This window comes from Paenibacillus arenilitoris (assembly GCF_014705655.1).
Taxonomy (GTDB): Bacteria; Bacillota; Bacilli; order Paenibacillales; family Paenibacillaceae; genus Pristimantibacillus; species Pristimantibacillus arenilitoris.
The window spans coordinates 58722-85501 of sequence record NZ_JACXIY010000001.1; the positions used below are offsets into that span (position 1 = coordinate 58722).

13 protein-coding genes are annotated in these 26780 nt (G+C 53.7%); 10 read left to right on the plus strand and 3 right to left on the minus strand.

All coding sequences use genetic code 11. The features are described 5' to 3' along the window. Nucleotides 1-5: 5 nt before the first annotated feature. Nucleotides 6-983, plus strand: a complete 978-nt coding sequence (locus IDH41_RS00210; RefSeq protein ID WP_190857181.1) for an SGNH/GDSL hydrolase family protein — start codon at nt 6-8, stop codon at nt 981-983. A 109-nt stretch (nt 984-1092) separates the two neighbouring features. Here the strand turns inward: IDH41_RS00210 and IDH41_RS00215 are convergent, their stop codons facing one another. Then, on the minus strand, nt 1093-9285 hold the full coding sequence (locus IDH41_RS00215; RefSeq protein ID WP_190857183.1) for a GH36-type glycosyl hydrolase domain-containing protein: 8193 nt from the start codon (nt 9283-9285) through the stop codon (nt 1093-1095). A gap of 372 nt (nt 9286-9657) precedes the next feature. Between IDH41_RS00215 and IDH41_RS00220 the strand changes: the two genes are divergently transcribed. From IDH41_RS00220 to IDH41_RS00230, 3 genes are all read left to right on the plus strand, one after another. Beyond that, nucleotides 9658-12399, plus strand: coding sequence for a family 43 glycosylhydrolase (locus IDH41_RS00220; RefSeq protein ID WP_190857185.1), 2742 nt, complete (start codon nt 9658-9660; stop codon nt 12397-12399). A gap of 315 nt (nt 12400-12714) precedes the next feature. Continuing rightward, on the plus strand, nt 12715-13725 hold the full coding sequence (locus IDH41_RS00225; protein WP_190857187.1) for an ABC transporter substrate-binding protein: 1011 nt from the start codon (nt 12715-12717) through the stop codon (nt 13723-13725). Beyond that, on the plus strand, nt 13722-15737 hold the full coding sequence (locus tag IDH41_RS00230) for an iron ABC transporter permease (protein WP_190857188.1): 2016 nt from the start codon (nt 13722-13724) through the stop codon (nt 15735-15737). The genes IDH41_RS00225 and IDH41_RS00230 overlap by 4 nt, the downstream gene beginning before the upstream one ends. Before the next feature lie 18 nt (nt 15738-15755). Here the strand turns inward: IDH41_RS00230 and IDH41_RS00235 are convergent, their stop codons facing one another. After that, nucleotides 15756-16364, minus strand: coding sequence for a TetR/AcrR family transcriptional regulator (locus IDH41_RS00235; protein ID WP_190857190.1), 609 nt, complete (start codon nt 16362-16364; stop codon nt 15756-15758). A gap of 38 nt (nt 16365-16402) precedes the next feature. Then, nucleotides 16403-17881 carry an FAD-dependent oxidoreductase gene (locus tag IDH41_RS00240; RefSeq protein WP_190857192.1) on the minus strand — a complete coding sequence of 493 codons (1479 nt, stop codon included), beginning with the start codon at nt 17879-17881 and terminating at the stop codon, nt 16403-16405. A gap of 331 nt (nt 17882-18212) precedes the next feature. Here IDH41_RS00240 and IDH41_RS00245 point away from each other — a divergent pair, with 331 nt between their 5' ends. The 6 genes from IDH41_RS00245 (at nt 18213) to IDH41_RS00270 (ending at nt 26684) form a co-directional block, all read left to right on the plus strand. After that, nucleotides 18213-19919, plus strand: coding sequence for a sensor histidine kinase (locus IDH41_RS00245; RefSeq protein ID WP_190857194.1), 1707 nt, complete (start codon nt 18213-18215; stop codon nt 19917-19919). Continuing rightward, a complete protein-coding gene (locus tag IDH41_RS00250) occupies nt 19894-21012 on the plus strand; it encodes a response regulator transcription factor (protein WP_190857196.1) in 1119 nt (372 codons plus the stop codon). Before IDH41_RS00245 ends, IDH41_RS00250 begins: the two co-directional genes overlap by 26 nt. 144 nt (nt 21013-21156) lie before the next feature. Next, entirely contained in the window at nt 21157-22833 is a 1677-nt protein-coding gene (locus IDH41_RS00255) for an extracellular solute-binding protein (protein ID WP_190857198.1), read from the plus strand. A gap of 179 nt (nt 22834-23012) precedes the next feature. After that, nucleotides 23013-23870 carry an ABC transporter permease gene (locus tag IDH41_RS00260; RefSeq protein WP_223829325.1) on the plus strand — a complete coding sequence of 286 codons (858 nt, stop codon included), beginning with the start codon at nt 23013-23015 and terminating at the stop codon, nt 23868-23870. A 36-nt stretch (nt 23871-23906) separates the two neighbouring features. Beyond that, nucleotides 23907-24791 (plus strand): carbohydrate ABC transporter permease, encoded by an 885-nt coding sequence (locus IDH41_RS00265; RefSeq protein WP_190857200.1) that lies wholly within the window; start codon nt 23907-23909, stop codon nt 24789-24791. A 126-nt stretch (nt 24792-24917) separates the two neighbouring features. Further along, on the plus strand, nt 24918-26684 hold the full coding sequence (locus IDH41_RS00270) for an extracellular solute-binding protein (protein WP_190857201.1): 1767 nt from the start codon (nt 24918-24920) through the stop codon (nt 26682-26684). The last annotated feature ends 96 nt before the right edge of the window (nt 26685-26780 follow it).

Genomic DNA, 26780 nt, shown 5'->3' on the forward strand with positions numbered 1-26780 from the left:
GCATTTTGGAGAAAACCGGAAAGCTATCGCCATATGCTTCGGCTGCAGGCGTAAGGCCCGTCCGGTTCACCGACAAGCAGCTCAAGCATTTCGAGAGCAATGAAGCGCAATTGCTGCGGGCTCGCTGTCCTGCCGGCGTCTGCCTGGCCGTGGACACGGACGCCGCGTGGTTGGAGCTCGAGCTTTTAGTGGAGGGGGCTGCGCGCGCCTACGCGCAGGCGACGGCGATCGTCCGCGACCGATGGGCCGATTCGGTCTCGCTCGGACGAATCGGCGCGTTGCCGCATACAGCCGTGCTGAAGCTCCCGCTAGAGCCGCCTGCCGCAGCAGGGGAGCTGCGGCGCGTCGAGGCGCATCTTCCCCAGGCGGCATGCTTAACCGTTGTGGACGTGCGGCTGCCCCCGGGGGCCTTCGCCGCTCCGGCGAAGGAGCGGCCCGGCCGGCGGCTGCTCTGCCTCGGCGATTCGATCACACAGGGGCTCGAATCCCGCAATCCGGTCGGTACGTACCCGATTCGGCTCGCGCGCCTGCTGAACGCCGAGCTGCTCAATCAAGGCGTGGGAGGACTTGTATTCGATCCCGACAGCTTCGATCCGGAGCTCCCGTTCGAGCCCGATCTGATCACGATTGCTTATGGCGTGAACGATTGGGCGAAGGATGCGCCGGCAGCCGAGATCGAGAATCGGGCGCAGCGGTATATGGAGCGGGTATGCGCCAGGTATGCGGGCGTGCCCGTGCTGGTCATCACGCCGATCTGGCATCGCGAGGAGGAGCTCGCGAAGGCTGCCGGCACGCTCGCCGACGTTCGCGCCGCGATCACTCGCGTCGCTTCTGGATTTGCGCAAGCCCGCGTCGTCGACGGCTCTAAGCTCGTGCCGTGCCTGCCGCATCTATTCGCAGACGGCGTGCATCCGACCGAAGAGGGCTTCGGCCACTACGCCGCCGAGCTCTATCGATATGCGGCAACCGCGATTCGCCGTTGACGATGTTGCCAAAGTTGGCGGGCGAGGCGAAAATACGAACAACCCTCCGAATCCGCTGAGCAGTTCCGGAGGGTTGTTCATGCTGCTGTTTGAAGCCTATGGTTCTTGCTTACAATTTAACCGTTATGTGATGCTCCTCGCCCTCGTCGGCCAGCTCGATGTAAGCATCGGGACCGGCCTTCAGCGCTTCCGTCTCGCTTGCGTCGCGTTGGAAGGACAGATGATACTTCGTGTTGCCGTATCGGTAGGTTACGTTGAAGCCGGGCCATTCGGCGGGTATGCACGGATCCAAGTAAAGCCGGTTTCCGCGTTTGCGGAGTCCCAGTATCCACTCGATTCCGCTCTGATACATCCATCCCGAAGCTCCGGTATACCATGTCCAGCCTGCATGTCCGTGATGCGGCGATGCCGTGTAGACATCGGCAGCCATGACGTAAGGCTCTCCGAAATATTGCCGCACCTCGTGGTCGGTGCGGGTATGGTTGATCGGGTTGAGCATGCGGAACAGCTCGAATGCCTTGTCTCCGCGGCCCAGCTTGCTCCAGGCGATAATGCTCCAGATGACCCCGTGCGTATATTGCGCGCCGTTCTCGCGAATGCCGGGCGGGTATCCTTGAATATACCCCGGACTAGGCTCGGTATGATCGAACGGCGGGGTCAGGAGCCTTACGACGGACAACTCGCGGTCCACCAGCTCGCGGTCGAACGATTGCATCGCTTGGTCGGCCCGGTCCTTCGGAGCTGCTCCGGAGATGACGGACCACGATTGCGCGATGGAATCGATTCGGCATTCTTCGTTATAGATGGAGCCCAGCCAAGTACCGGCATCTGTGTATGCTCTACGGTACCACTGTCCGTCCCAGGCATGTTCATGGATAGCCGATGCCAGATCCTCGCGGGCCTTCTTGTAACGGACGGCGCGCTCCGCTTCACCGCTCCTATCCGCACATAAGCCCTCGAACCGCTGCAGCACTTCGCATAGGAACCATCCGAGCCAGACGCTCTCGCCGCGCCCTTCATCCCCGACCAGGTTCATGCCGTCGTTCCAGTCCCCAACGCCGATGAGCGGGAGTCCGTGCTCGCCGATCCGCTGCAACGCTTTATCAATGGCTCGGCAGCAATGTTCAAATACGGTGCCTGAATGGTCGGATCGCACCGTTTCTTCATATCGCTCATGCTCGCCTTCCTTCAGCATTTCGCTGGTAATGTAAGCTACACGCTCGTCCAGTACCGAACCGTCGCCCGTATGCTCCATATAACGGGAAGCGGAATACGGAAGCCATAACAAATCATCGGAGAACAAGGTGCGTATGCCGCGTTCCGTCTCCTCATGCCACCAGTGCTGCACATCGCCTTCTTCATATTGATGGGACGCGTTGAGCAGAATCTGCTTACGCGTAAGCTCGGGTCTTGTATGAAGCAGTGCGAGCGAATCCTGCAATTGATCCCGAAATCCATAAGCCCCTCCGGCTTGATAAAAGGCTGAACGCGCCCATACGCGGCAAGCGAGCGATTGATAGAGCAGCCAGCCGTTGAGGAGGATATTCGTGTCGGGGGATGGAGTGTCTACAACAATCTGACCAAGCGTTCGATTCCAATGGTCCATATTCTCCTGCCAAGCCTCTTCGCAGCGGGCAGCGTTGCCGTACTGCCGAGCTAACCCCGCAGCCTCATCTCGCGATGTGGCGCAGCCGAGCAGGATGAGCACTTCCGTCTCCTCTCCGGCCTCGAGTGTCAATTTGCGCTGAACGGCGCCGCAACTGGCATGGTGCACCTCTGCCCGCCTTGACAGGTGGGAGCGGCGCAAAGCTGCCGGATGCAACACGCTGCCATTCCTGCCGATGAACTCCAGTTGATCCGAGGTCCAGGACAAGTCGCCATGGTCGGCCGCGTTCTGCGTGAAGATGCCGAGGAAGGCTGTCGCGTCCCGGAATGTTTCCTGATACCGATTCTGGGCGGTCAATATGGAATTCTCTTTATCCCATTCGCTGGCAATGAAGGAGGCATTCGATTGTCGCTGCACGCCGATGACCCATTCCGCGTAATAGGTGACGGAGATGCGCCTGGTCTCGGATGATTGGTTACTCAGTCGCAGCCTCATCATTTTGACGGGATCATCCGTCGGAACGAAGACGGTCATCGAGTGACGGATGCCCATGCGCTCATGGTCGAAGGTCGTATAGCCCAGACCATGGGTCACTTCATACCGTTCTACGTTCTTGCCGGCGGCAGGGGTAATGGTCCAATGCGAGCCGGAATCTTCATCCCGCACATAGCCAAGCTCCGCATGCGGGTCAAGCACCGGATCGTTGGACCACGGCGTAAGTTTGCATTCCCGGCTGTTTCGCCAGAATGTATATCCGGTGCCGAGCTCGGACACAAGCGCGCCGAAGCCGGGATTGGCAAGAACATTGATCCAAGGCGCAGGCAGATGCTTGCCGTCCTCGATCGAGAGCTTGTACTGCTTTCCGTCAGCGGTGAATCCGCCCCAGCCGTTATAGAACAGAACGTCATCGGCCTTGGGAGACGACGGCCGAGGTTGGCCTCCTGCTGGAAGAAGTCCTGATTCAGCCTTCCACTGCATCGGTTTCGGCCACTCGATCACGTTGTCGCGATGCTGCAGCCGCAGCTGGCCGGCCAAATTCGGCCCGCCGGCCAGCAGCGTAACGCGTGCGACAGCCATAAGAAGCGTGTGCTCTTCCTCGCTTAGCCGGTTGGCCGGAACGACATGTATGCCGGCGGAACCGGCGCCGAACCGATCTACGCCATGCTCTACCGCGCGGCTCAGCGCGTCCTGCAGATTCTGCCGGTAGCCGTCGGTCGACATGTTCAGGAGGACAAGGTCGAACCGGAGGCCAAGCCTCCTTAAATATTCATGACCGGTGAGCAGCTTCATAATAAAAGCCAAATGGCCCGGATTATCGATCTGAACGAGAATAATCGGCCTGTCCCCGGATATGCCGAACGGCCATAAACCCGGCTGCCCCTTCGAATTCGCCGCAATCCGCTTGCTGCGATCGGAGCTTAAGGGCGGCGTATACAGAATTTGGGAGGCGAGCCGCTGAAACGCGTTAACGTCCGATCGATCCAAATGAAGATTGCGAAGCTCGACTTTGCTGCGCGACCATGCAAGTTGGAAGGTGCGCTCCACGGATTGCGCGTTTGTCAGTCCGGCCGTCGCTTCCACTGCGCCTTCCCTGGTTTCCGAGACCGATGTCACGGCATATAGGAAGACCTGCTCGCCCGGTTCCACCTGCACCCGGCGCCTCATGACGAAGGCGGGATCGGCGACGGACCCGGTGCGCCCCTTCAACCGGCAGCGAATCGAGCCCGGTTCTGCCAGTCGATACCCCCGGCCGATGAATGATGCCCGGTCGGTCTCGAATTCCGCCTCTCCCAAGACGCGGCCATCGACGGCCAAGGTATGGGCGGCCCAGAGAGCTCTGTCCTTCGCTTCGCGTTTGCGCCGACCGGCGACCAGACACCCGCTTTCTTCCTCATATTCCGTACGGATAAACAGCTTGCTGAAGGCCGGATGGGCATCGTCGGCAATCGGGTTGGACAGCGCCAGCTCAAGGAAAGACGTGATTTCCAGCACTTTCGGCTGCTCTCCCCGATTCGTCAGCGTAATGCGGCGCACCTCGGTGTCCGTTTCGGGCGAGACGCAGATTTCCAAACGCGTCTCAACCTCATCATAATGGCGCGTAAATGTCGCCTTGTGCGCTTCGAACACGACTCGCTGCCCGGTCGATTCCAAGAGACACGGCTGATAGGAGGGAGACCAGACAGAATCGGACATGACATCCCGGATATACACATAGGATCCCCATGAATCGGTTACGGGCTCTTCCCGCCATCTGGAGACGGAGAGTCCGTCCCAGCTGCTGTACCCGCTGCCGCTGACGGTTACCATCGAGGTGAAGCGTCCATTCGACAGCAGGCACGTCTCGGGCGTTGCGGTGTGGGGAGAGGTGAACTCCCGAAGCGGGCCGGCAGCCTTGACGGTTTCCTCTTCTCTTGCCGGCAAGCGGTACAACGCCGGATGCTTGATCAGCTTCGAGCGGCGCGGGATTCGCTCCTGAAGGAGCAATTGGGCTGCGCGCACCTCCTTGTTCCGATGAAACCGATCGATCATCGTATTCGGCAGCAGGAGATTGGACAATGTCAACAGACTCATTCCCTGGTGGTGCGCCATGAAGCTGCGGACAATCGCATGATCGCGGCCGGCCGGCAGTCTTCTGGGAGTAAAGTCGACCGCTTCGTAATAGCCGTATTCGCCGCGTGCGCCGAGCTGTTCCAATTGCTTCAGCGCACGAAGTCCCGCCTTCGGAGCATAAGGCAACGCCATGATCGTTGCATATGGAGCAAGCACCAGATCCTGATCCAACCCGCGCTTGAACCCGAGACCGGGAACGCCGAATGCCCGGTACTGATAATTCATCTGGTTATCGAAGGCGAAGTAACCGGATTCCGAGATGCCGAATGGAACGTTGCGCTGATTCGCATATTGGATCTGCCGCGCGACTACGGCCTTGTAGGTGCTGTCCCAAATCGTACGGCGGTAGGTCTTCATCAGCAGCCATGGCATCAAGTATTCGAACATCGTGCCCGACCATGAGATCAGTACCGGAAGGCTGCCTACCTTCGTCATGGTTCTGCCGAGCGCGTTCCAATGCGAGACCGACACTTGTCCCATAGCGATGGCGACAAAGCTGGCTTGCCGAGCCTCCGAGGCCAGCAGATCGTAGAGACCGTTATCCCTCGCATGCTGATGCACCTGATAGCCAAGCGAGAAGAGATTCGACTTCGGATCATAGAGAGGCCGGAAGTCGGTTGACTTAACCAAGGCATCGATACGGGCCGCGAGACGATGGCCGCGGACCCAAATTTCTTCAAGGCCCTCGGAGCCCAGCTCTTGCGCGAAAGCGACTTCGAACCGGTGCTGCGACTGTCCTCCCGGGCGAATGGGGAGAGACTTCTCCGTCATCCCGTTCCTGTCGGCTCGCAGCCATTCCAGCAAACCTTCCTTTACGGTCATTAAGGAAGCGGCCATATTTCCGGAATCAACCGTGGATACGTATACGGGCATTAGAGGGGACAACGATTCCGTATCGTACCAATTGTAGAGATGCCCTTCCCATTTCTCCATCCGTTCAATCGTATCCACGGTTCTCTCCAATCGTTCGACAAGTCCGGGGGTATCGATGAACCCGAAATCCCTGGCGGCAAGAGCGCATGTCACATACATCCCGATGTTGGTAGGGGAGGTGCGGTGCGCTATGCCTTTATCCGGTTCGAATTGAACGTTGTCCGGGGGCAGCCAATTGTCGCGTTCCGTGACATAATCCTCGTAGAACGACCAAATGTCGTGCGAAAGCTTAAGCAGCGATTCTCTTTCCTGCTCGTTGAACGTCTCCGCCCCGCGTGCCGGAGCTTGATCAAGCCAGCGAATGACGAGCGGAGCGATACACCAAATCAGAGCAATCGAAAGTCCCGAAGTTCGTTCCAGGGCAGAACCGCTAAGAATGGCGCTCGCCGCCATAAGAGCGATCAAGAAGTACCCGAAGAATAGTCCGTTCAGCTTCAAAATGCCCCCTGTACGGCTTGTCCGATCTACCTCTGCATGATTCGTCCATTCCAGCAGGCGGCGTTTCGAGAAGCACAGCCGATATAACGTGCGGATGACGGCATCCAGCAGTACCGCGCTTTGGAAAGGAAGCGTCAGGAACGAAAGGAACGCATGTCCCAAAGTGCGAACCAAGCTTTCTGGCCTCTGAAGCCATGTTCGCGGAGTCAAGAGCTGACGGATCAGCGGAAGCAGCAGCGTGAGCAGCACGATTCCAAACCAGGCAATCGGCGAGCCGGGCAGCACCGTGCAGGTTAGCAACAGAATAGCCGCAAGCACGGGTTGGAGTAAGCTGCGCCGAAGATTGTCGAGAATCTGCCACCTTGTCATGATCGACAGGTTCGTCGGCGCCAGCTTCCCGCTGCCGTTCCGCGCCTTGCGCCTCAGCCAAGGAAGGAGCTGCCAATCGCCGCGAGTCCAGCGGTGAAGCCGCTTCTGATACGACAAGAAGGTAGTCGGATGGTCGTCGATCAGCTCAATGTCCGAGAGGAGGCCGGCCCGCAAAAATCCGCCCTCCAGCAGATCGTGGCTGAGCACCTTGTTTTCGGGAAACCGGTTGCCGAGTACGTGATGGAAGGTATCGACATCGAAAATGCCTTTGCCCGTGAAGATGCCTTGTCCGACCGCATCCTGGTAAGGATCCGATACGGCGAAGGCGTACGGGTCAAGCCCGGCTTCGTAGGCGTAAAGCGCGGACAGCCGCGACCTCTGCGCGCTTTCGTAGGTCATTCCGATCCGAGGCTGAAGCACGCCGTAACCTTCAATGACTCTGGTTCTGCTGTCATCCAGACGAGGGCGGTTGAAAGGCAAATGAATGGCGCCGATCATTCGATGCGCGCTTTCGAGAGGCAGCTGCGTATCCGCGTCCAATGTGATGACGTACCGGATGCCTCTTAAGACGGCCGTATCGCCTAATTGCGTGCGAAAGCTCGTATTCTCGCTTCCCCTCAGCAGCTGCACGAACTCCTCTAGCTTGCCCCGTTTCCGCTCCCATCCCATCCAGGCTTGTTCAGAAGCGTTCCACAGCCTGCGGCGGTGGAACAAGTGGAACGTATGGCCCGGATACGCTTGATTCAGACGGTTAATCTCCGTCTTGGCCAAGCTCAGAAGCGCTTCATCCTCGGAAAGCTCTTCCGCATCCGCATCCCGGAAGTCGCTTAGAATGGCGAAATGAATATGAGGATCCCGATTCGCCAAATAATGCAGCTCCAGACGATCGGCGGTAGCCGTCACCTCCTCCGGTCTGGACCAAATAACAGGGATGACCACCATCGTGGACGCTTCCTCCGGCACGCCTTTCGAGAAATCGAAGCGGAGCAATCTGGCAGGCAGGGTGATACGTTCTATCGCCCAATGTATGGCAGATACGCCCCATTCGCTGGCCGGGATGACGAGAAGCAATAACGTCGCCGCCCAGCCTAGCGGGGAGATGAGACCGGCTGCTCCCACCGCCAGGGAGAAGGCAATAAGTGCCGAGAGCATGAACAGCGCGAGCATTTGCATGTACAAGCCCGGCGCCCGCAGCTTGAACCCGGCCTCAGGCAGCGGTCCGGTCTTCCCGCATTGCTTCAGCGCCTTCCGCAGCATTCCCATCCCGCGGGCTTCCAATAGATAATAAGCGGCATTCCCGTTTCTGGGAGGCAAGGCAGAGCCGCTAGACTTGCTTGCGGCCTCGAAGCACGTGTCTGCCAATTGAACAGACTGGGAAGCAACCAGATTTTCGGGAACCCGCATGCGCCGGGCTAACAGCTCCACCCGATGGCGCAGCGTATGCCGGCTTGCGCTATCCAATCTTGGATAATCTCCGGCGCGTTCCTGCCGCAACGTCTGCTCGACTATGCTAATCTGCTCGAACAGATCGCTCCACGTCCATCTGGAAAGCTTGCGCAAGCTCCCGATTACGTGGCCGGTGCTCACCTGATATTGTGCCTGAAGATTGTATTCATAGGAGAGAATAGAGTCTAAATGGTCAGAAGCATTCTCCAGCTTGCAGATCAGCCACTCTCCGATGTGAGCCGAATCCTCCGCGTGTTCTCTTAGATGCTTCACGAGGTGGACAATCATAGCGCCCGATAACGGAAGCTCCACATTTGCCTCCTCCAAGGCTTGCTTGAATCGTTCAGGCGACAGTTCTGACGCGGGAATGCCCGATAGCATTCGTTCGACGAGCTCGCAGATGGCGCGACGTTCCTTCACCGGCTTCATGATATGCGCCAGCCGGCGAATCAGAGCCATTCTCATGAATAGAGGGACTGACCAAGCCTCCACCGTGGCGAGTACGGCCACTTCCTGATAGGAGTTGAAATAAGACGTGAACGTATTCTCCTCAACTAACCCGTCGGTATAGTCCAAGTACGCATCGCAAATCGAAGAGATTCTTAGCTCCGAGCCATGGCTTACTGCAGGAAGAGGCTTCACATAGAGCCGATCCAGCTCCTCTTCAATCCCGATGAATTCGGCTTCCAGAAATTCCGAATGGTCCAGCAGCCACTCTTCGGACGGCTGTTCGCATGAGCTGCGATGCTCATTCAGATGCTTAATGAAGTTTCGCAGCTCCCGGATATCCTCTTCCATTCGATCCCATAACGCTTTCGACGTCATGCGTTTTCCGTTCGGATCGTGTTCCAGGGCGAGCTTGTGCGCATGTTCCTGCAATTTATCCTGATGCATAGGCATTCCTAAATCCCCCGTGGATTTAAATAGTAATTAAACATTTCATTACCATTCCACAAATTGAGGAATTTTATGTAAGTGCCTGGATATCCCTTCGGTTGAACATGTCCGGATTCCACACCATTTGATCCATTCTCTGTCTTCAGCATCAAAATGGACGATGCTAAAATTAAGGTTAGATCCAATCCGTGTAGGGTCCTTCAGCGGACATCGACCGTGAGTTGCACGATAAGAGGAGGGTTAAGAGGGTGAAACCGAACATTTTATGGATTTGTACCGACGATCGATCCGCTCCCGGAGAAAGTCGCACCATGGTAATTCGGCGGTCAAGCCGATTCATTCCTATACTATTATCGTGAAGGAGAGTAATCGCAAATGTCCATTCATTCATTAACCTACCGAAACCCGCTGCCGATTCAGAAAATAGGCGATCCGTATATGATGAGAGCTTCCGGCGGCAAGTATTATTGTTATCCGACTTCAGCCATCGATCAGGGCTTCAAGGCATGGTCGTCGGACGATCTGGTCCAATGGCGGGAAGAAGGGTTTGTCTATGAGAAGAAGGAAGGCTCTTGGGGGTTCAGACAGTTCTGGGCGCCCGAAGTCGTGGAAAAGGGCGGCAAATTCTATATGTATTACACGGCGCGTTGGAAGGAGAAGGACAGCCTGCGGATCGGGGTGGCCGTCGCGGAGCGTCCGGAAGGACCGTTCGTCGATGTGTACGATCGCCCGTTGTTCGACTTCGGCTACGCGGCGATCGACGCCAATATTTTATTTGATGACAATGGCAAGATGTACATGTACTATTCCAGAGACTGCTCGGAAAATTTCGTGAACGGCCGGCGTGAGAGCCACATTTACGGCATTGAGCTGGGTGACGACATGATCTCGGTGATTGGGGAAGCGGTCTGCTTGTGCAAGCCGGATCAGGAATGGGAGATGAAGTCGCTGGACCGCGGGCGGCTCTGGAATGAAGGACCGTTCGTTTTGAAACGAAAGGGCGTCTATTATTTGACTTATTCCGCGAATTTCTTCGGCGGCCGGGACTATTCGGTTGGTTATGCGATTTCCGATCAGCCTCTGGGACCGTTTGAAAAATATGAAAACAACCCCGTTCTGGCAAGCAGCTGCGAGGAGGTTTCGGGTCCGGGGCATCACAGCATCATCGCTTCGCCCGACGGCAAGGAGCTGTTCATGGTCTATCACACGCATACGGATCCGGCCGAAGGAGGCGGCAACCGCCAGGTGTGCATGGACCGGATGGGCTTTCGTGACGACGGCTCCATCTATGTCTCGGGACCGACGATAACCGAACAACCCGTACCGTCCAGGCAACCTGTCCTAACCGACTTTGTTCAAAATCCCCCTCATCCGGAAGCGGAATGGTCGGCCTGCACGGTCTACTCGGAAGAGGCGAGAGAGATTCAGCCGGTGCTGGACTTCCCGCTGAGAGACGCAAGCGTATGCGCCGGTCCCGACGGGTGGTATTACATGACCGGAACGGCCGGGTCCGATCGGCGGACAACCTCCGATTCTCGTATACGGCTGTGGAAATCGCAAAATTTAACGGCATTCCTACCTGCCGGAGAGGTTTGGGACGCGGGCAAGGAGCGCGAGGCGGTCGTCAGCCCGGAAATCCATTACGTCCGCGGAACCTTCTGGATCGCCTACGCTTTGGCCGAAGGTGGAACCGGCCTGCTGAAGAGCGCGACGGGCGAGGCGGAAGGTCCATATCAAGACATGGGACTCATAACCGAGGATGGAACGGATGCCTCGATATTCGAAGATGACGACGGCGCGGTGTATTGGGTGTATCAGGACGGGAAAATCGCCAAGCTGAAGGACGATCTCTCGGGACTCGCCGAGGCGCCCCGGACAATGCATACGGTGCCATGGAAGAAGTGGATCCGATCGGACAAGCCTTCCCTTACTCAGGATGAGAGAATCGGGACGCATGGGGCGTTTCTGAAAAAAATAAACGGCCTGTACTTCCTGTTCTGCGCGGAAGCGTTCAACCGGATGGGCAGCGACGGTACGGACACCTTCGTGGCCGTGAGCGAGCAGCTGTACGGTCCATACGGCAGGCGCTACCTTGTCGTTCCGCACGGCGGCCAGGCGTCGGTGTTTCATGGGAAAGAGGGTGCGTTATATGCCGCATTCTCGGGCAGCGGCGCGTATTCTCCGGTGCGGGACCGTCCTGCCGTCGTCCGGCTGGAGCTGGCGGCTGCCGATTTCATTCGTCCTGCCGCCGATTGTCTCCTGGAGAACGGGCCGGTGGCCGCCCTGAAGCCGCTGGCCGACTTCCCGATCCGCGATCCTCATATATGCACGGGTCCTGACGGCGTCTATTATTTGACCGGAACGTCCGATCAGCCGAACGCCGATTTCTGGAACGGGAACGACCAGCTTCATATTTGGAGCTCGAACGATCTGAAGGATTGGAAGCATCTGACCAAAGCATGGGATTTGCATACAGACGGCACGTGGCAGAACAACATTTACGAAACGCCGTGCTTATGGGCTCCCGAGATGGCTTACTTCCATGATACGTTCTGGTTGACTTATTCGCTGAAGAGCGGAAGCACCGGCTTATTGAAAAGCATTTCCGGCCTTGCGGAAGGGCCGTACGTCGACATGGGCCGAATGACGAATACGGACATCGACTCGAGCTTTTTTATCGACGATGACGGCACCGTATACTACGTATGGCAAAACGGGAACATTGCGCGGATGAAGCCGAATATGTCCGGATTCGCGGAGGAGCCGCGCCGGTTGCTGACGGGAAGCGGCATCCCGGTTGGCTACGAAGGGGCATTCATCGTCAAGTACAAAGGGAAATACATTCTTGGCGGAGCCGAATGGCACGGCGACGAGAGAGTGGACGGCACCTACGACTTGATGTACGCCACCTCCGACCAGCTCTACGGTCCTTATAGCGAGCGGCGCGTCGCGGTTCCGCATGGCGGACACGGTACGATGTTCATCGATCGGGAAGGCGGGCTTAAGTGCACCTTGTTCGGCAATGACCGGACGGCTCCGTTCCGGGCGAGCGTCGGGGTCGTCGCGCTCACGATGGAGACCGGGGAAGACGGCGTTCGCATTGGACCGTCATCTTGAATTCGGGATTTCGCGGAGCTGCGTGTCGCGGATCGAGAAGCGGGCTTTGAAGCGTACCATAAATTTCATAAGACGAAGAAGCGAGAAAGAACGCAATTTGTGAAGAGAAGCCGGCGATGCCGGCTTTTTTCAATTTTGAATGCGAGAACCCTACAATGGAATCCCCCTTATTTGCTTTGGCGCGGGTTTGGAGTACGACATGAGAATCGGTTATTGACAAAATTTAACCAATAATGATATTCTGTTTTTGTTTCAATTGGTATTGATTCTCATTATCGATTGCGATAAAAATAGCGATTATTTGGGGGAAACAGAATGAAACGTCTATTGCAGATTAGTATCGTGCTATTATCTATCGTATTTATCGCTGCAGCTTGCGGCTCGCAAAATTCGGATAACGCCAGCAACGTTGCACCGGAAAAGTCCAATAACGTTGCGCCGGATAACACCGACGCGGCAGAGCCTATCCTTATTAAACATCGAAAAGGCGAGACTAAGCTTGATAAGCCTGCCGAACGAGTCGTCGCCTTAGAGTGGATCTATTCAGAGGAATTAATCGCGCTGGGCATTCAGCCTGCAGGAAATGCGGACAACGCGGAATATTCCCTTTGGGTGACCGATGAAGCGGCGCTCGCGGACAGCGTTACGGACGTCGGCTTGCGCTGGGAGCCCAACCTGGAGACGATCGCGTCATTGAAGCCGGATCTGATTATCTCGAATACGGACAATAACGATGCGATTTACGATCAGCTTAACGCTATTGCACCCACGATCGAATTTGATCCTTATCCGGACGAAGGCGATGCCTATACGGGAATGGTCAATGATTTTAAAACGATTGCCGCAGCGGTAGGCAAATCGGAAGAAGCCGATAAGGTGCTTGCCGACCTTGACGCGCATTATGCGGCGGCTAAGGAAAAGCTTGCAGCAGCCGGCAAGGATAAATTCAATTATGTCATAACCCAAGCGTTCAGCAGCCAGAATGCGGCAACGTTGAGAATGTTTACGGATACCTCGACAGTCGTTCAAACGCTGAATCGGATCGGTTTGACCAGCGACTGGAAATCGGAAAAATTCGAGAAGTACGGTTTTACGGACGCCACCTTCGAATCATTGCCGGCCGTAAGCGACTCCAATTTCATATACATCGTTCAGGACAACGATAACGTATTCGGCGACTCGGCGAAGGATAACACGATTTGGAACGGATTAAATTTCGTTAAAGAAAACCGGACTTATGGCATAGGCGGAGACACATGGACCTTCGGCGGCCCTCTCTCCTCCAAAGTATTGGTTGACCGCGTTGTAGAAGCTATAACAAAATGAGAGCTGTTCTTTTATTCGGGGGTGGCCTAGCCGCCCTCTTCCTACTGTTGATAGCCAGTCTGTGCTTCGGTGAAGCACAGGTCTCTTTCAAGGTCGTATTCGAAGCCCTGTTGCATCGTCAGGATATTCTCTCTCATCATGTCATATGGGATATGCGCATGCCGCGCGCGATACTTGGATTGTTCTCCGGAGCAGGGCTTGCCGTAGCCGGGGTCTTGTTGCAGACCGTTACTAAAAACCCGCTAGCTTCGACAGATACGCTCGGCATTAATGCCGGCGCTTATTTTATGGTTGTTGCAGGAACGATTTATTTTCCGTCCCTGCTTCACCAAGCGCCGTTTCTGTTTGCCGCCGCGGGCGGAGGCTTGGCTGCGATGTGTGCCTACGTTCTCGGAGGGGGCCGCTCTTCAAGTCCGATTCGACTAGCTCTTGCCGGTATGATCGTTGCGATGGTGGTCGGTTCATTTACAAGCGCTCTGCATATATTCCACGCTACAGAAACGCAGTCGCTGTTTTTATGGGGCTCAGGATCGCTCGCCCAGCTCGACTGGAAAGGCGTTGCGTATGCTTGGCCTGGCGTCGGCGCCGTTATGATCATCGCTTTTCTTATGAGTAAGCAGTTCGATGTATTGAACTTGGATCCGTCCACGGCTGCATCATTAGGTCAAAAGGTTGATCTCGCTCGCTTCGCCGGATTAGCGCTTGCGGTGCTTGTTGCTTCCGTCGTCGTCAGCGTAGTCGGACCTATCGGATTTGTTGGTCTCGTGGCCCCGCACCTGGTACGCCTGAGCGGTGTGCGTAAGCATAGTTGGCTCATTCCCGCAACTGCCCTATGGGGGGCCATATTGCTCACATTGGCCGATGTTCTTACGCGAATGGTCCGCAGCAGCATAGGCGAGATGCCCGTTGGCGCGATGATGGCGATCATCGGAGCGCCATGTCTAATCTGGCTCATCCTTCGGAGAATGAAAGGGATATCGGGTTCCTACTCATCCTCATCCATCTCTATTGGTACAATTCGAGGTCGGATTCGGTTCCCGGTTGTCGCTTTCATCATGCTGTGCTTGGTTGTCTCAATCATTCTTATCAGCATGACAATGGGCGGCACGCGCATTCCGTTAAGTCAGTTATTCATCGGATTAATCGGGTCCGACAAAGCGGAATCCTATTCCTTCCTCTTGCATTTACGATTACCTCGTACCCTTGTTGCCGCAGGCGCAGGAATAGCGCTAAGCGTAAGCGGTGTTCTTATCCAGGCTTCCGTTCGTAATCCGTTAGCCGACTCGTCTATCCTGGGGGTGTCCTCGGGGGCCGGATTCGGGGCACTGCTTGTGCTCATTGCTTGGCCGCAAGTATCGATCGTATTTCTTCCGATTGCTGCAATGGGCGGGGCTATAATCGCTGCAGCCGTCATATTCTTATTCGCATGGCGAAAGTCGCTGAATCCCTCGGTGCTGATTCTTCTGGGAATCGCGGCTTCGGCTATCGGCTCCGCAGGAATTCAAGCCTTAATCGTACTTGGCCCGTTATGGGGAAGCAGCAGCTACATATGGTTGACCGGCTCGACGTACAGCCGCACATGGGATCAATTTCTCATGATCTGTATATTTCTAGCCGTTCTTCTTCCCGTTGCATGGTGGCTCGGCCGCAGATTTGATTTACTCGCCTTCTCCGATGATAGCGCGATTGGATTCGGTTTGTCGGTGCGCAAAACCCGCTTCGCCGCGATGACGGTAGGCGTCCTTCTCTCAGCCGGTGCAGTAGCCGTTGTAGGAACCGTAGGCTTTCTCGGTTTAATCGTCCCTCATATGATTAGAAGCTTAATCGGACATAACACGCGGCAATCCATCGTATTATCGAGCTTACTCGGGGCTCTCCTTCTTGTATTGGCCGACGCCATCGGTCGAACGATACTTGCCCCGGTCGAAATTCCATCCGGCCTGTTCATTACATTGATCGGTGCGCCTTATTTTCTATTTTTAATGTTCCGGTCCCACAATAGGAAGCTATAGAAGTTGCTCGAAAGTTTCTCACCGAGATCGCGGTCCCGCTACGATCCGCATGAGCATATCCGCATTCGGCAATGGATGATCGTCATCGAGCGGCATGTTAAGCGTAATCAATGCGGACAGCATGGTCAAAAAAGCGGAGATGAGCCGGCGGGTGTCGTCTTGCGCAAAATCCCCAATCCGCTGCCCTTCCTCGAACAAAGGAAGTAGCTGTTCAATATAGCGCTTCACGGAAAATTGATGCAGCAGCTGTTTGGCTTCAGCCGGCACGTCTTCGTCCGTATTGGCGTGCTGAATCAGCTTGAACGGATATTGCGTGCTTTTATCCTCCAGAATGGTTGCGGTAAAGGCGCGAAGCTTGTCATATGGGGAACCGGGGAGATCGTGGATCATCGCGATCTCCCGAGTCGTATCCTGGGCAACTTGCCGGATCAGGGTGACGAACAGCTCTTCCTTCGATTCGAAAAAACGGTAGAGCTGGCCCGCGCTCAGTTTGGCTTCGTCCGCGATCATGCTCATCTTGGCTCCGCGCAAGCCGCGGACGGCAAATACCTTTAACGCGGCTTCTAGAATTTGCCGTCTTCGAGCTTCTTGCCGTTTCATCAACTGTTCTTCGGATAATGGCGACACCGGCTAGGCACTCCTTTTTCTCGTTAATTGCTACAGAATTATGACGATGACATAAGTTGGTCTATGCTTTCGAAGGATGCTCGCTTAAATGAAGGGATCGTGAGCGACAGTCGTTCATCCAGCGGCCGATCCGACTCCTCGATCCATCGGTCCAACCATCGCTTAGCTTCGCCGGAACCGCCTGCAGCCAGCAAGGATGTGATCCTATCCGCATTGAACAATTCCCAAGGGGATAAGAACAAGGAGTTGACGAGCCAATATAATCCGTATACGTCGTAATTGGCATGCTCCGTAGACCACTTAAGGACATGCTCGAAATAGTGCTGCGCGAACGCCAAGCCTTGAATCGGCCGCGTACCGACATGCTCCACGCCTTCCCACCGCAGGTCGGATACGACATTTAACCACCAGGCCGCCTCGATGCTATCCTGCATCCGCTGAAGAACATCGAGCTCGAAGCCCGGTTTGGGGTGATTCAACTGACGATGAAGACATGCTTCAAGAATTTCCGCTTCAATCGCCGCGAGCGTCATTCCTTGACCATACACAGGATCAAGCTGGCAGAAGGCGTCCCCCATGACCAGCAGTCCGGACGGCCATTGCCGCATCTGTTCAAAACGGTACCTGAACAGCTCCGGTACCCGAAAGCCGCGCGGTTGCCCGATCGGTTCCAAGCCTTTGATGGCTTCATTCAATAAAGGGTTCTCTAACTGTCTCACTTCTTGTTCGAATAACGCCGGATCGGTGGAGGGATACCGGCCATTCAAGTTCCAGAGTACCATTTCCGCAGTGTCTTTTTCAATGATCGAAAAAGCGCCCGCGTGCGTCGACGTAAGAGGGTTGCCTTCCATGCGAATCGCATCCAGCTGTTGCTTGCGCCCGGCAGGGATGCGATAACGTCGGGTGCTGTAACCCAGAGAGAGCTTTAATCGCTCTGGCTGCGGCACTTCGTACCCGAGCTCGGAGAGCCATTGAACGGTTTTGGAGAATCGGCCGCTGGCGTCGATGATCAGGTCTGCCGTCATCGTGAACGGCTGACGTTCGCCCGAAGTACGCTCCCGGATGACGATGCCGGTTACCCGAGAACGATCCTCGGACGTTTGGAGGCGAATCGCTTCATTCATTCCAACCAAACGAACATTTTCGATCTTCCGTATATAGCTGCGTATGACCCATTCGAACAGGGCTCGGCTGAATGAAGCGTCGTGATTTTGTTCGACTGCGATCATCCGGCCGTAAGGACTGATGAGATGCGTGGTTTGCCCGCGCGCGGGGTGAGCTCCGTGTTTGATTAATGCATCGATAAATCCGGGAAATAAACGGTTTAGAATCAAACGGCTGCGAGGCGTAAAACGGTGAGGCTGGAATGCCTGAGGCGTTCCGGCCCGGTTATCGGGTTCCTGAGGAAAAGCGTCCCGGTCCACGATGACAACCTCGCCAAAAAATCCAGACAGTACCTTCGCAGCCAGCAGTCCGGCGATACCTCCGCCGACAATAACAGCGCGTTCCGTGTTCATAAAGTTATTCCTCCTAATTAAATATTGAGTTACCCAAGCTGACTTAAAAACGGCTGACGAGCATTCAAATTTTGAGAATGAACGGTTCATTCTTAAAATAAGTCATTCGTTCCGACTTGTCAATCCATTTTAGGTCCCTCGGTTTCGTCCTTTTGTTCCTTTTGTAAGTCAATGCTTGGCTAAACCGGATAAGCAGGGATGGTGTATGAATTTGTCGAATGTTAGTGGAGCTTATACAATGGGGATAGCATAGCAGAAGGAGTAGTACGGGATGGGGTTCATTAGGCTAATTGTAAATTATGTTCAGCAAGCTACGATTAAGAAGAGAATCATGTTTGTTTTCGCTACGGCTACATTGGTTCCTTTTATTTGCGTCGCGATCATTTCCTACCACACCATGTCGAACATTTTATCCGGCAATCTGGAGAGCAGCGTTCGCAGTAATTTGAAGCAAGTGGAATTATCGTTCGAAGGAACGATCAGCAATTTGAATCACGTTACGCAGCAGCTTGCCTTTCAGGGGAGTATCGGCAAGAAGGTGGATACGCTTCTATTCTCTGCAGATCCATTCGAAAGAAGGGTTCTAATGGAGGAGATTCATACGGAACTCAACCTGATCTCCTTCACGAATCCTACGATTGGCCTCGTCATGTATTATTCGAAGGAGGACGGCTCCTTCATGTTTAATAATACGATCGTCAAAGAAGGCTTTGAGATCGATGAATTGCCGCTGCTTGCCGAATACTTTAGAATCTCCTATTTTGGTCCGCATATCAGCAATGAACGTTACAATGACGAATTTGTCATTTCCGCGCTCCGTAAGATGGACTTTTCAGGGGAACACGATGTGGTATACGTATATGTCGAGTCGGGCTTTGAAACGTCTCAAAATATTTTTGAAAATAAACTGGGGAATTACGCCTCTTATCTGATCCTGGATAATGACAAGAGGATCGCTTATAGCGACATGGCCTCGGATTTTCCAATTAACCATTACTTTGATGATTCCGACGGCGTTGATAATTCGGGTTTGCAGAATGGCTATTATTGGTTTAAGAGCACGAGCAATCAAGGCTGGAGCATCGTTTCGCTCATTCCCAAAGACGAGTACAACAAGGAGAAAAATCGCTGGGTTATCCAAATGATCTATTTATCCGTCTTATTCCTCGCGATCACTTTATTTGTTGCGTGGCTGTTATGGAAAATGGTGTATGTGCCGCTGCAGCAATTTAACCAGGGCATTAAATCGATCACGCAAAAAAACACGCCGCCGCTCGACACTCTCCCAACGAAGATTCCGGAGTTTGATTTTCTGATCAAACAATTGCAAAATATGAAAGAACAAATTTCCGAACTCATTAACGAGGTGGAGGTAAAAGAGAAACGAAGGGCGGATTTGGAGGTCGAGAAGCTGCTTTACCAGATCAACCCCCACTTTTTGATGAATACGCTCGACACCGCGCATTGGCTGGCCGCCATGAACGGGAATAAGGAATTGGATAAATTGATTTTATCCCTGAATAAGCTTTTGTATTATAATTTGGGCAAAAGAGGGCAAGCCTCAACGATCCGCGAAGAGATCGATTCGATCAAGCAGTATTTGACTTTGCAAAAAATCCGATACGATTTCGCGTTCGACGTCAGAATACGAGTGGACGACGATGTACTTGATATCGCGATTCCGCGTTTTATTTTGCAGCCGATTTTGGAGAACGCCCTCTATCACGGACTGGATGACGAGGGCTATATTCAGGTGGATGTGGTGAATGTCGATGGACAGATCGTTATTTCCGTTCATGATAACGGAGCGGGCATTTCCGAAGAGGAGATCGAGAAATTGCTGAATCAACAGCCAGTCGAACAACAAAGGGCCGGAATGGGCATCGGCTTGAATTATGTCAAACGAATGGTTGATAACCGATATGGAGATCAAGCGAGTCTGGAAATCGAAAGCGAATTGGGCATAGGAACGACCGTTTATTTGAAATTGCCGAATACGGAGGTGTTGAAGCTTGATCAAAGTATTGATCGTGGATGACGATAACCTGGTGAGAAAAGGACTTATGTCGATTCTCCCATGGGAGCAATATAACATGGAGGTCGTCGGCGAAGCCAAAAATGGAGAAAAGGCGCTTGCGTTTCTAGCCTCTAATCAAGTAGATCTATTACTCACCGATCTGGCGATGCCCGTTATGTCGGGCATGGAGCTGATGCGCATCGTTCGGAAACAATATCCGCATATTTTTATTGTCGTACTCACGCTTCACCAGGACTTTGAATACATTCAAGAGTGCCTGAGACTCGGCGCCATTGATTATATAGCCAAAGTGGAAATGGAACAGGAGAACTTTGGAGAAGTGATGCTGAGAGTGAAAGCGAGGATTATGGAAGAACAATTGAAGAACGGGTCTTCCTTTGAATCGGGCGAAGTCAGGAGCAAAGAGGCGGCGATGTTCTATGATGTAACGACGGAGACGTCTCTTCATTCCATCAACGAGAATATGCTTTCCGAATTGAAAAAGCGCGGACAAGCTTTAGGCTGGGTTCATCGGGCGTCCGAGTTTGAACGATTCCTGGAGGATCTGCAAAACATGCAATTGCCCCCCGCTAAACTTACGTCGTTCCTGCATTCGCAGCTGATGGCATGGGATCGAGTCTATGCATCCGTAACCGAAAAGCAAATCGAACCGCCTGACAAGTTCCATTCCTGGCTCGAAGTGAAGGAGTGGCTGTACGGGGTTAGAGAGCTATTGGTTGACGCTATCGGAAAGGCCCAATATTCGGAGGAGGTTAAAGACTGTATCGCGAGAGCGGTGCAGGCGATGCACGATGAATTAGCCGGTTCGGTCCATGCCTCGGAAATGGCCAAGAGGGTGAATATGAGCCGGAGCTATTTCAGTCAGTGCTTTAAGGATCTGATCGGCATGACCTTCAATGAGTATTTGCGCCATATTCGTATGGAGAAAGCGAAGGATTATTTGCAATATACGCAAAAGACCATTCAGTGGATAACGGAAAATACGGGATATACCGATCAGAAATATTTCAGCCGCGTTTTTCATGAGAAAACGGGTATGCTTCCCAGCGAATATCGGCAAGCGACCCAGTCGGTGGTACGATTGTCCGAATAGCTGGGGGACAATTGTCTAAAACCGCTGTCGAAATATCCCTCATATCACCACCCAAACTGGCAACCGCGTTCTCTCACGAAGGCGGCTGCTAGCATGTTATACTTGAGACCACGAGGCCAAATTAGCGAAAGCAGGGAACGTTGAATGAAGAGAAGACGATGGATGATCGGTCTGGTCGTCCTGATGCTGATCGCGAGCGCGTGCAGCGCCTCGAATGATTCGGATGAAGGGACAAGCCCGAGTGTCGCTGCGCCTCCCGATCCATTCGGAAGGTACGAGGAGCCGGTTGCCATTCGGGTTGCAATGATCGTGGAGCCTACCAAATCGATGCTGGAGGGAGAAACCCTTCTCGACAATCAATATACCCGAAACATCAAACAAAACTTAAATATAATCGTGGACTATTCCCTGAAAGCGTCGCCCATAAATTATAGCCAAAAAGTAAGCATGGCGATAGCAAGCAACGACTTGCCGGACGCCATGATCGTGGGGCCCGTGGAATTGAAACAAATGGTTGAGGCCGATCAGCTCGCCGATATGACGGATGTGTACAAAAATTACTCTTCCCCCGTCATCAAACGGATCGTGGAAAGCACGGACGGAGAAGCCGTTCGAAGCGTTACGTTCGATGGGAAGATGATGGCTATCCCCAATGTGCAGCTGCGAGCGGATGGCGTTCATTTATTATGGATTCGCAAGGACTGGCTGGATAAGCTGAACATGGATCCGCCGGGAACGATCGAAGAGCTGGAAGCCGTTGCGCGCGCCTTCGTCGAACAAGATCCGGACGGCGACAAGAAGCCGGATACGATAGGGCTCGCCGGACCCGGCTCGATGGGTAAGATGTATGCCAACTTCCTTCAATCGACGAATAATTTGTATGGCTTCGACGGCATATTTGCCGCTTATCATGCCTACCCGGGCTATTGGCTAGAGGAAGACGGCAAAGTGGTCTACGGTTCGATTGAGCCGGAAACGAAAGAAGCTTTGAGCAAATTAAGGGAGCTCTATTTATCGGGATTCATCGATCAGGAAATCGGCGTGCGCGTGGAGCCGGGGGAAACCGTCATTAGCGGAGAAGCGGGAATGTTCTTCGGACCGTGGTGGGCGCCATATGGACCGGTGAGCGACGCAATCAAGAATAACCAGGAAGCGAATTGGCAAGCCTATGCGCTGCCGCTTGACCGGAATGGCGAATATCGGCCTCACATGAGTACGTCGACCAATCAATTTGTTGTCGTGCGCAAAGGGTATGAGCATCCTGAAGCCGTTATGAAATTATTGAACAACCTCGTTCTTGGAGAAAGCGAAGGTACGTTTACAACCGAAAGGGGACCTACGGAATACCCGTTAAAAATAACGTATGCTCCTGCCGACGAGACGGAGTATGAAGTGAAGGCGCTAAGGCAAGTGCTGGCCGGAACCAAAACCGCTCAAGATTTTCTGGATAAGCCCGAGTACAAAATGCTGCGCTCCGACGCGGACAAGATTGGTCCCGTGAAATTGGAACCTCATGACAAATACGACGTCCAGTATTGGGATCCGGGAGAAGACAGGGCGATGTGGGTACGCGCTTATGCCTTGATGGTGGGCGGATCGCCGCTAATTGATCATGAGATCAACGGCGTGTACAGCGTCACCTACTCTCAGACGGCAACGATGGAGAGAAGATGGGAGAAGCTTCAGAAGCTTGAAGAGGAAACCTTCCTCAAAATCATACTGGGCGCAGCTCCGCTCGACTCCTTCGATCAGTTCGTCGAGGAATGGAGAAGACAAGGCGGAGAGCAGATCTTGCAAGAAGTTTCCGAATTGAATCCTTAAAAAAATCCAGTTGCCCGGCAGCTTATTAAAATATGCCCAAAATACCTATACGCATTCGATTAAGGGGGAGCAGCATGAGTGTTAATCACACTTCCAGCAAGCAAATGATAAAACCGCAAGCACGCAATCGGATAAGGCCCAAGGATAAATACACATTATTTCTAATGGCATTGCCATTCTTGGCCTTGGCGTTTGTATTCAGTTATTTGCCGCTATACGGATGGATCTACGCCTTCTATGATTATCGGCCCGGCATTCCGTTGTCCAAGTCGGAATTTATGGGCTTCGACTGGTTCACCTCCATGGTATCCAACGAGGTTCAGCGTCAGGAAGTGATGAGGGTACTACGGAACACGTTCGCCATAAGTACTCTGAATATTCTGACTTCCGTGCTGCCCGTCGTCTTTGCCGTCTTCCTGGCCGAGCTGCGAAGCGCCAAATTCAAGAAGCTGGTGCAGACGCTCACAACGCTGCCGAATTTCATAAGCTGGGTGCTCGTCTACTCGTTTGCGTTCATGCTGTTTTCCGTCAATAACGGCTTCATTAACCATTTTCTAATGGATCTGGGCTGGATTTCCGAGCCGCTCAACGTTCTCGCCTCTGACGATCATACCTGGCTAAGCATGACCCTATGGAGCGTCTGGAAAGGTCTCGGGTGGGGGGCGATTATGTACATTGCCGCCATCATGAGCATTGATCAGGAAATCTACGAAGCGGCGAGGGTCGACGGCGCCGGCCGGTTCCGCTTGATGTGGCACGTGACGATCCCGGGTATTATGCCGACGTTTTTCGTGCTGCTGCTGCTCTCCATCGGCAATTTTATCAATAATGGGATGGAGCAGTTCTATGTGTTCCAGAATGCGATGAATATGCACAATATCGAAGTTTTGGACTTATACGTTTACAACATCGGAATGACGAATTCCAACTTCGGCTTCGCTACGGCCGTAAGCTTGCTGAAGTCGCTGGTCAGCCTGTTCCTGCTGTTCGTCGCCAACAGCATGTCGAAGGTCATTCGCGGCGAAAGCATCTTTTAAGAGAACGAGAACGTCAACAAAGGAGACATGCAGCAAATGCCGATCAAAGAAAAATTTACGTTGTTTCATTTTGTGAATTATGCCGTGTTTGCGATCATTACCTTGATCTGCGTATTTCCCTTCTATTATCTATTCATCAACACGATCAGCAACAATGATCTGAGCAGCAGAGGGCTCGTCATGTTCTATCCGAAGGACATCCATTGGACGAATTACACGGATGTGTTCCGGATTCCCGGCTTGGGGCAGGCGGCGCTCGTATCGGCCGGACGTACGGTGCTCGGCACGATATTGACGGTGGCGGCTTCCGCGTTCCTCGGTTATCTGTTCACCAAGCAAATGTGGGGACGCAGCTTCTGGTATCGATTTCTGATTATTACGATGTATTTCAACGCCGGTCTGATCCCGTGGTATTTGACGATGCTTCAACTCGGATTGACCAATAATTTCTGGGCATATATTTTGCCGGCCATCGTCCAGCCGTTCTTCATCATACTGGTCAAAACCTTCGTCGAATCGACGCCGCTCGCTCTTCAGGAATCCGCTCAAATCGACGGCGCCGGCTATTTCACGATATTCGCGAAAATTATTTTTCCTCTGATTACGCCGATATTGGCTACCATTGCGATCTTCTCCGCGGTCACGCAGTGGAACAGCTTTACGGATACGTTGTTCTTGATCACGGATCAAAACCTGTTTACTTTGCAGTTCATCCTGTACCGGTACATGAACGAAGCGACTTCCATCGCCCAGCTAATGAAGCAATCTTCCGGGGCGATGATGGATCTCAGCAACATGGCTACGCCGACATCGATCCAGACGACCGTCTCCATGGTCGTGGTGCTGCCCATTCTGCTGGTTTATCCGTTCTTCCAACGATTTTTCGTGAAGGGGATTATGATCGGCGCCGTTAAGGGATAAGGGGTTCCTTCTGCGCCTTTTCGATGAAGGAGGTGAGGCTCGCGCAAGAAGCATGGATTCTGTGAATATATGTTGCAATGGCCAAGATAGCAGTCGTAACGCATAACAAGGGGAGGATATGACCATATGAAAAAGAGATTAGGCAGTTCCGCGCTTCTCATTTTAATTTGCGCCATCATGATTTTTACGGCCGCGTGCAGCAGCAGCAATAATGGCGGGAATACGAACGGCTCCGGCTCGGAGGCTGATTCCGGCAACGGAGCAGGCGGGGAAAGGGAAGAGATCACGATCGACGTGTTCTCCATGCTTGCGAACTATGCCGGCGAGCAGCCGGGTTGGTTCGCCAAATTGGTCAAGGACAAATTCAACATCAAGCTTAACATCATCGCTTCGAATTTGGCCGGCGGGCAGCAAAAAATCGCGACCATGATGGCTTCGGGAGATATGGGCGACCTGGTCGTGTTCGGCAGCAACGGCAAGGACTATCAGGATGCCATCAAAGCCGGACTGCTCCTCGATTGGACGAAAGACGACCTGCTTAACAAGCATGGGCAAGGGCTGCTGGAGAACGCCCCCGAAGCGATTGAAGCCAACAAAAAACAATTCGGCGGCGGCACGGCGGTATACGGCATCGGGTTCGACGTGGGAACAGGCGAAGGTCCGTCCGAAGGCGCGACGATGACCTACGGTCCGAATCTTCGCTGGGACTTGTACCAGAAGCTCGGAAGTCCGGAGATCAAGACCTTGAACGACTACTTGCCGGTACTGAAGCAAATGAAGGAGCTGGAGCCGAAGAGCGAATCCGGACGTCCTACCTACGGAATATCGTTGTGGTCGGACTGGGACGGCAACTACATGACGCTTGCCAAAGTTGTCGCGCAGTTCTACGGTTACAACGAGGGCGACGGCCTGAATCCGGCCGGCCTCATTCTGACGCATCAGAATAAGGACGAATGGCAAGGCGTGCTGGACGAAGACGGGCATTACCTGGAAGGCTTGAAGTTTTACTACGATGCCAACCAAATGGGATTGCTCGATCCGGACTCTCTGACGCAGAAGTTTTCCGACGTGTCGAGCAAGTTCCAGGATGGTCAAATTCTATTCTCTCACTTCCCTTGGGTAGATAACGTCTACAACACGCCGGAACGGACGGCGCAGGGCAAAGGGCTTGCACTGGTGCCGTTCTCCGAAGAGAAAATTACGTCCTATGGTCAAAGTCCTTACGGCGGAAACCGGGTATGGGCGATCGGGGCGAAAGCGAAGGATCCGGCCAGAATCATGGAGTTCGTGAACTGGCTCTATACGCCGGAAGGCGTTATGGAGTCGAACTACGGTCCCAAAGGATTGGCATGGGATATCGACGAGAACGGCAAGCCGTTCGTAACGGAGTTCGGCTGGAAGGCGTTGCCTGCCAATGCGGAGCCGGTACCCGCGGAATACGGAGGAGGCACGTTCAAGGACGGGACGAATCAGATCAACAATACGACATTAAAGCTGACGAATATTCATCCGGAAACGGGCGAGCCTTACGACTACAACATCTGGAATTCCACGTTGACGCATAACCCCGATCCGGTGACCAAGAGCTGGCGGGAAGCAATGGGGGTTATGACGGCGAAGGAATATTTCGTGAAGAACGAGATGATCGAAGTGTCCAAGCCTTTCTTCACGACCGAAACCCCGGCTACGCCATCTGCCCAAATGCAGCAAATGACAACCGGAATCGGCAAAATCATTAAAGAGTATTCCTGGAAAATGATTTATGCGAAAAACGAAGCCGAGTACGATCAATTGAAGGAAGAGATGATCTCGAAAGCGAAGGGGCTTGGCTATGACGAGGTTGTCCAATATGAAGTGGAGCTTGCGGAGAAAACCGTATTCCCTAATCGATAATAGAATCCTCTCATGAAGCGAATCCCGTATCGGCCGAGGCTGGTACGGGCATTTGCGCGCAGCGATTGCTCGATATAGAATAAACGTGATAATTGT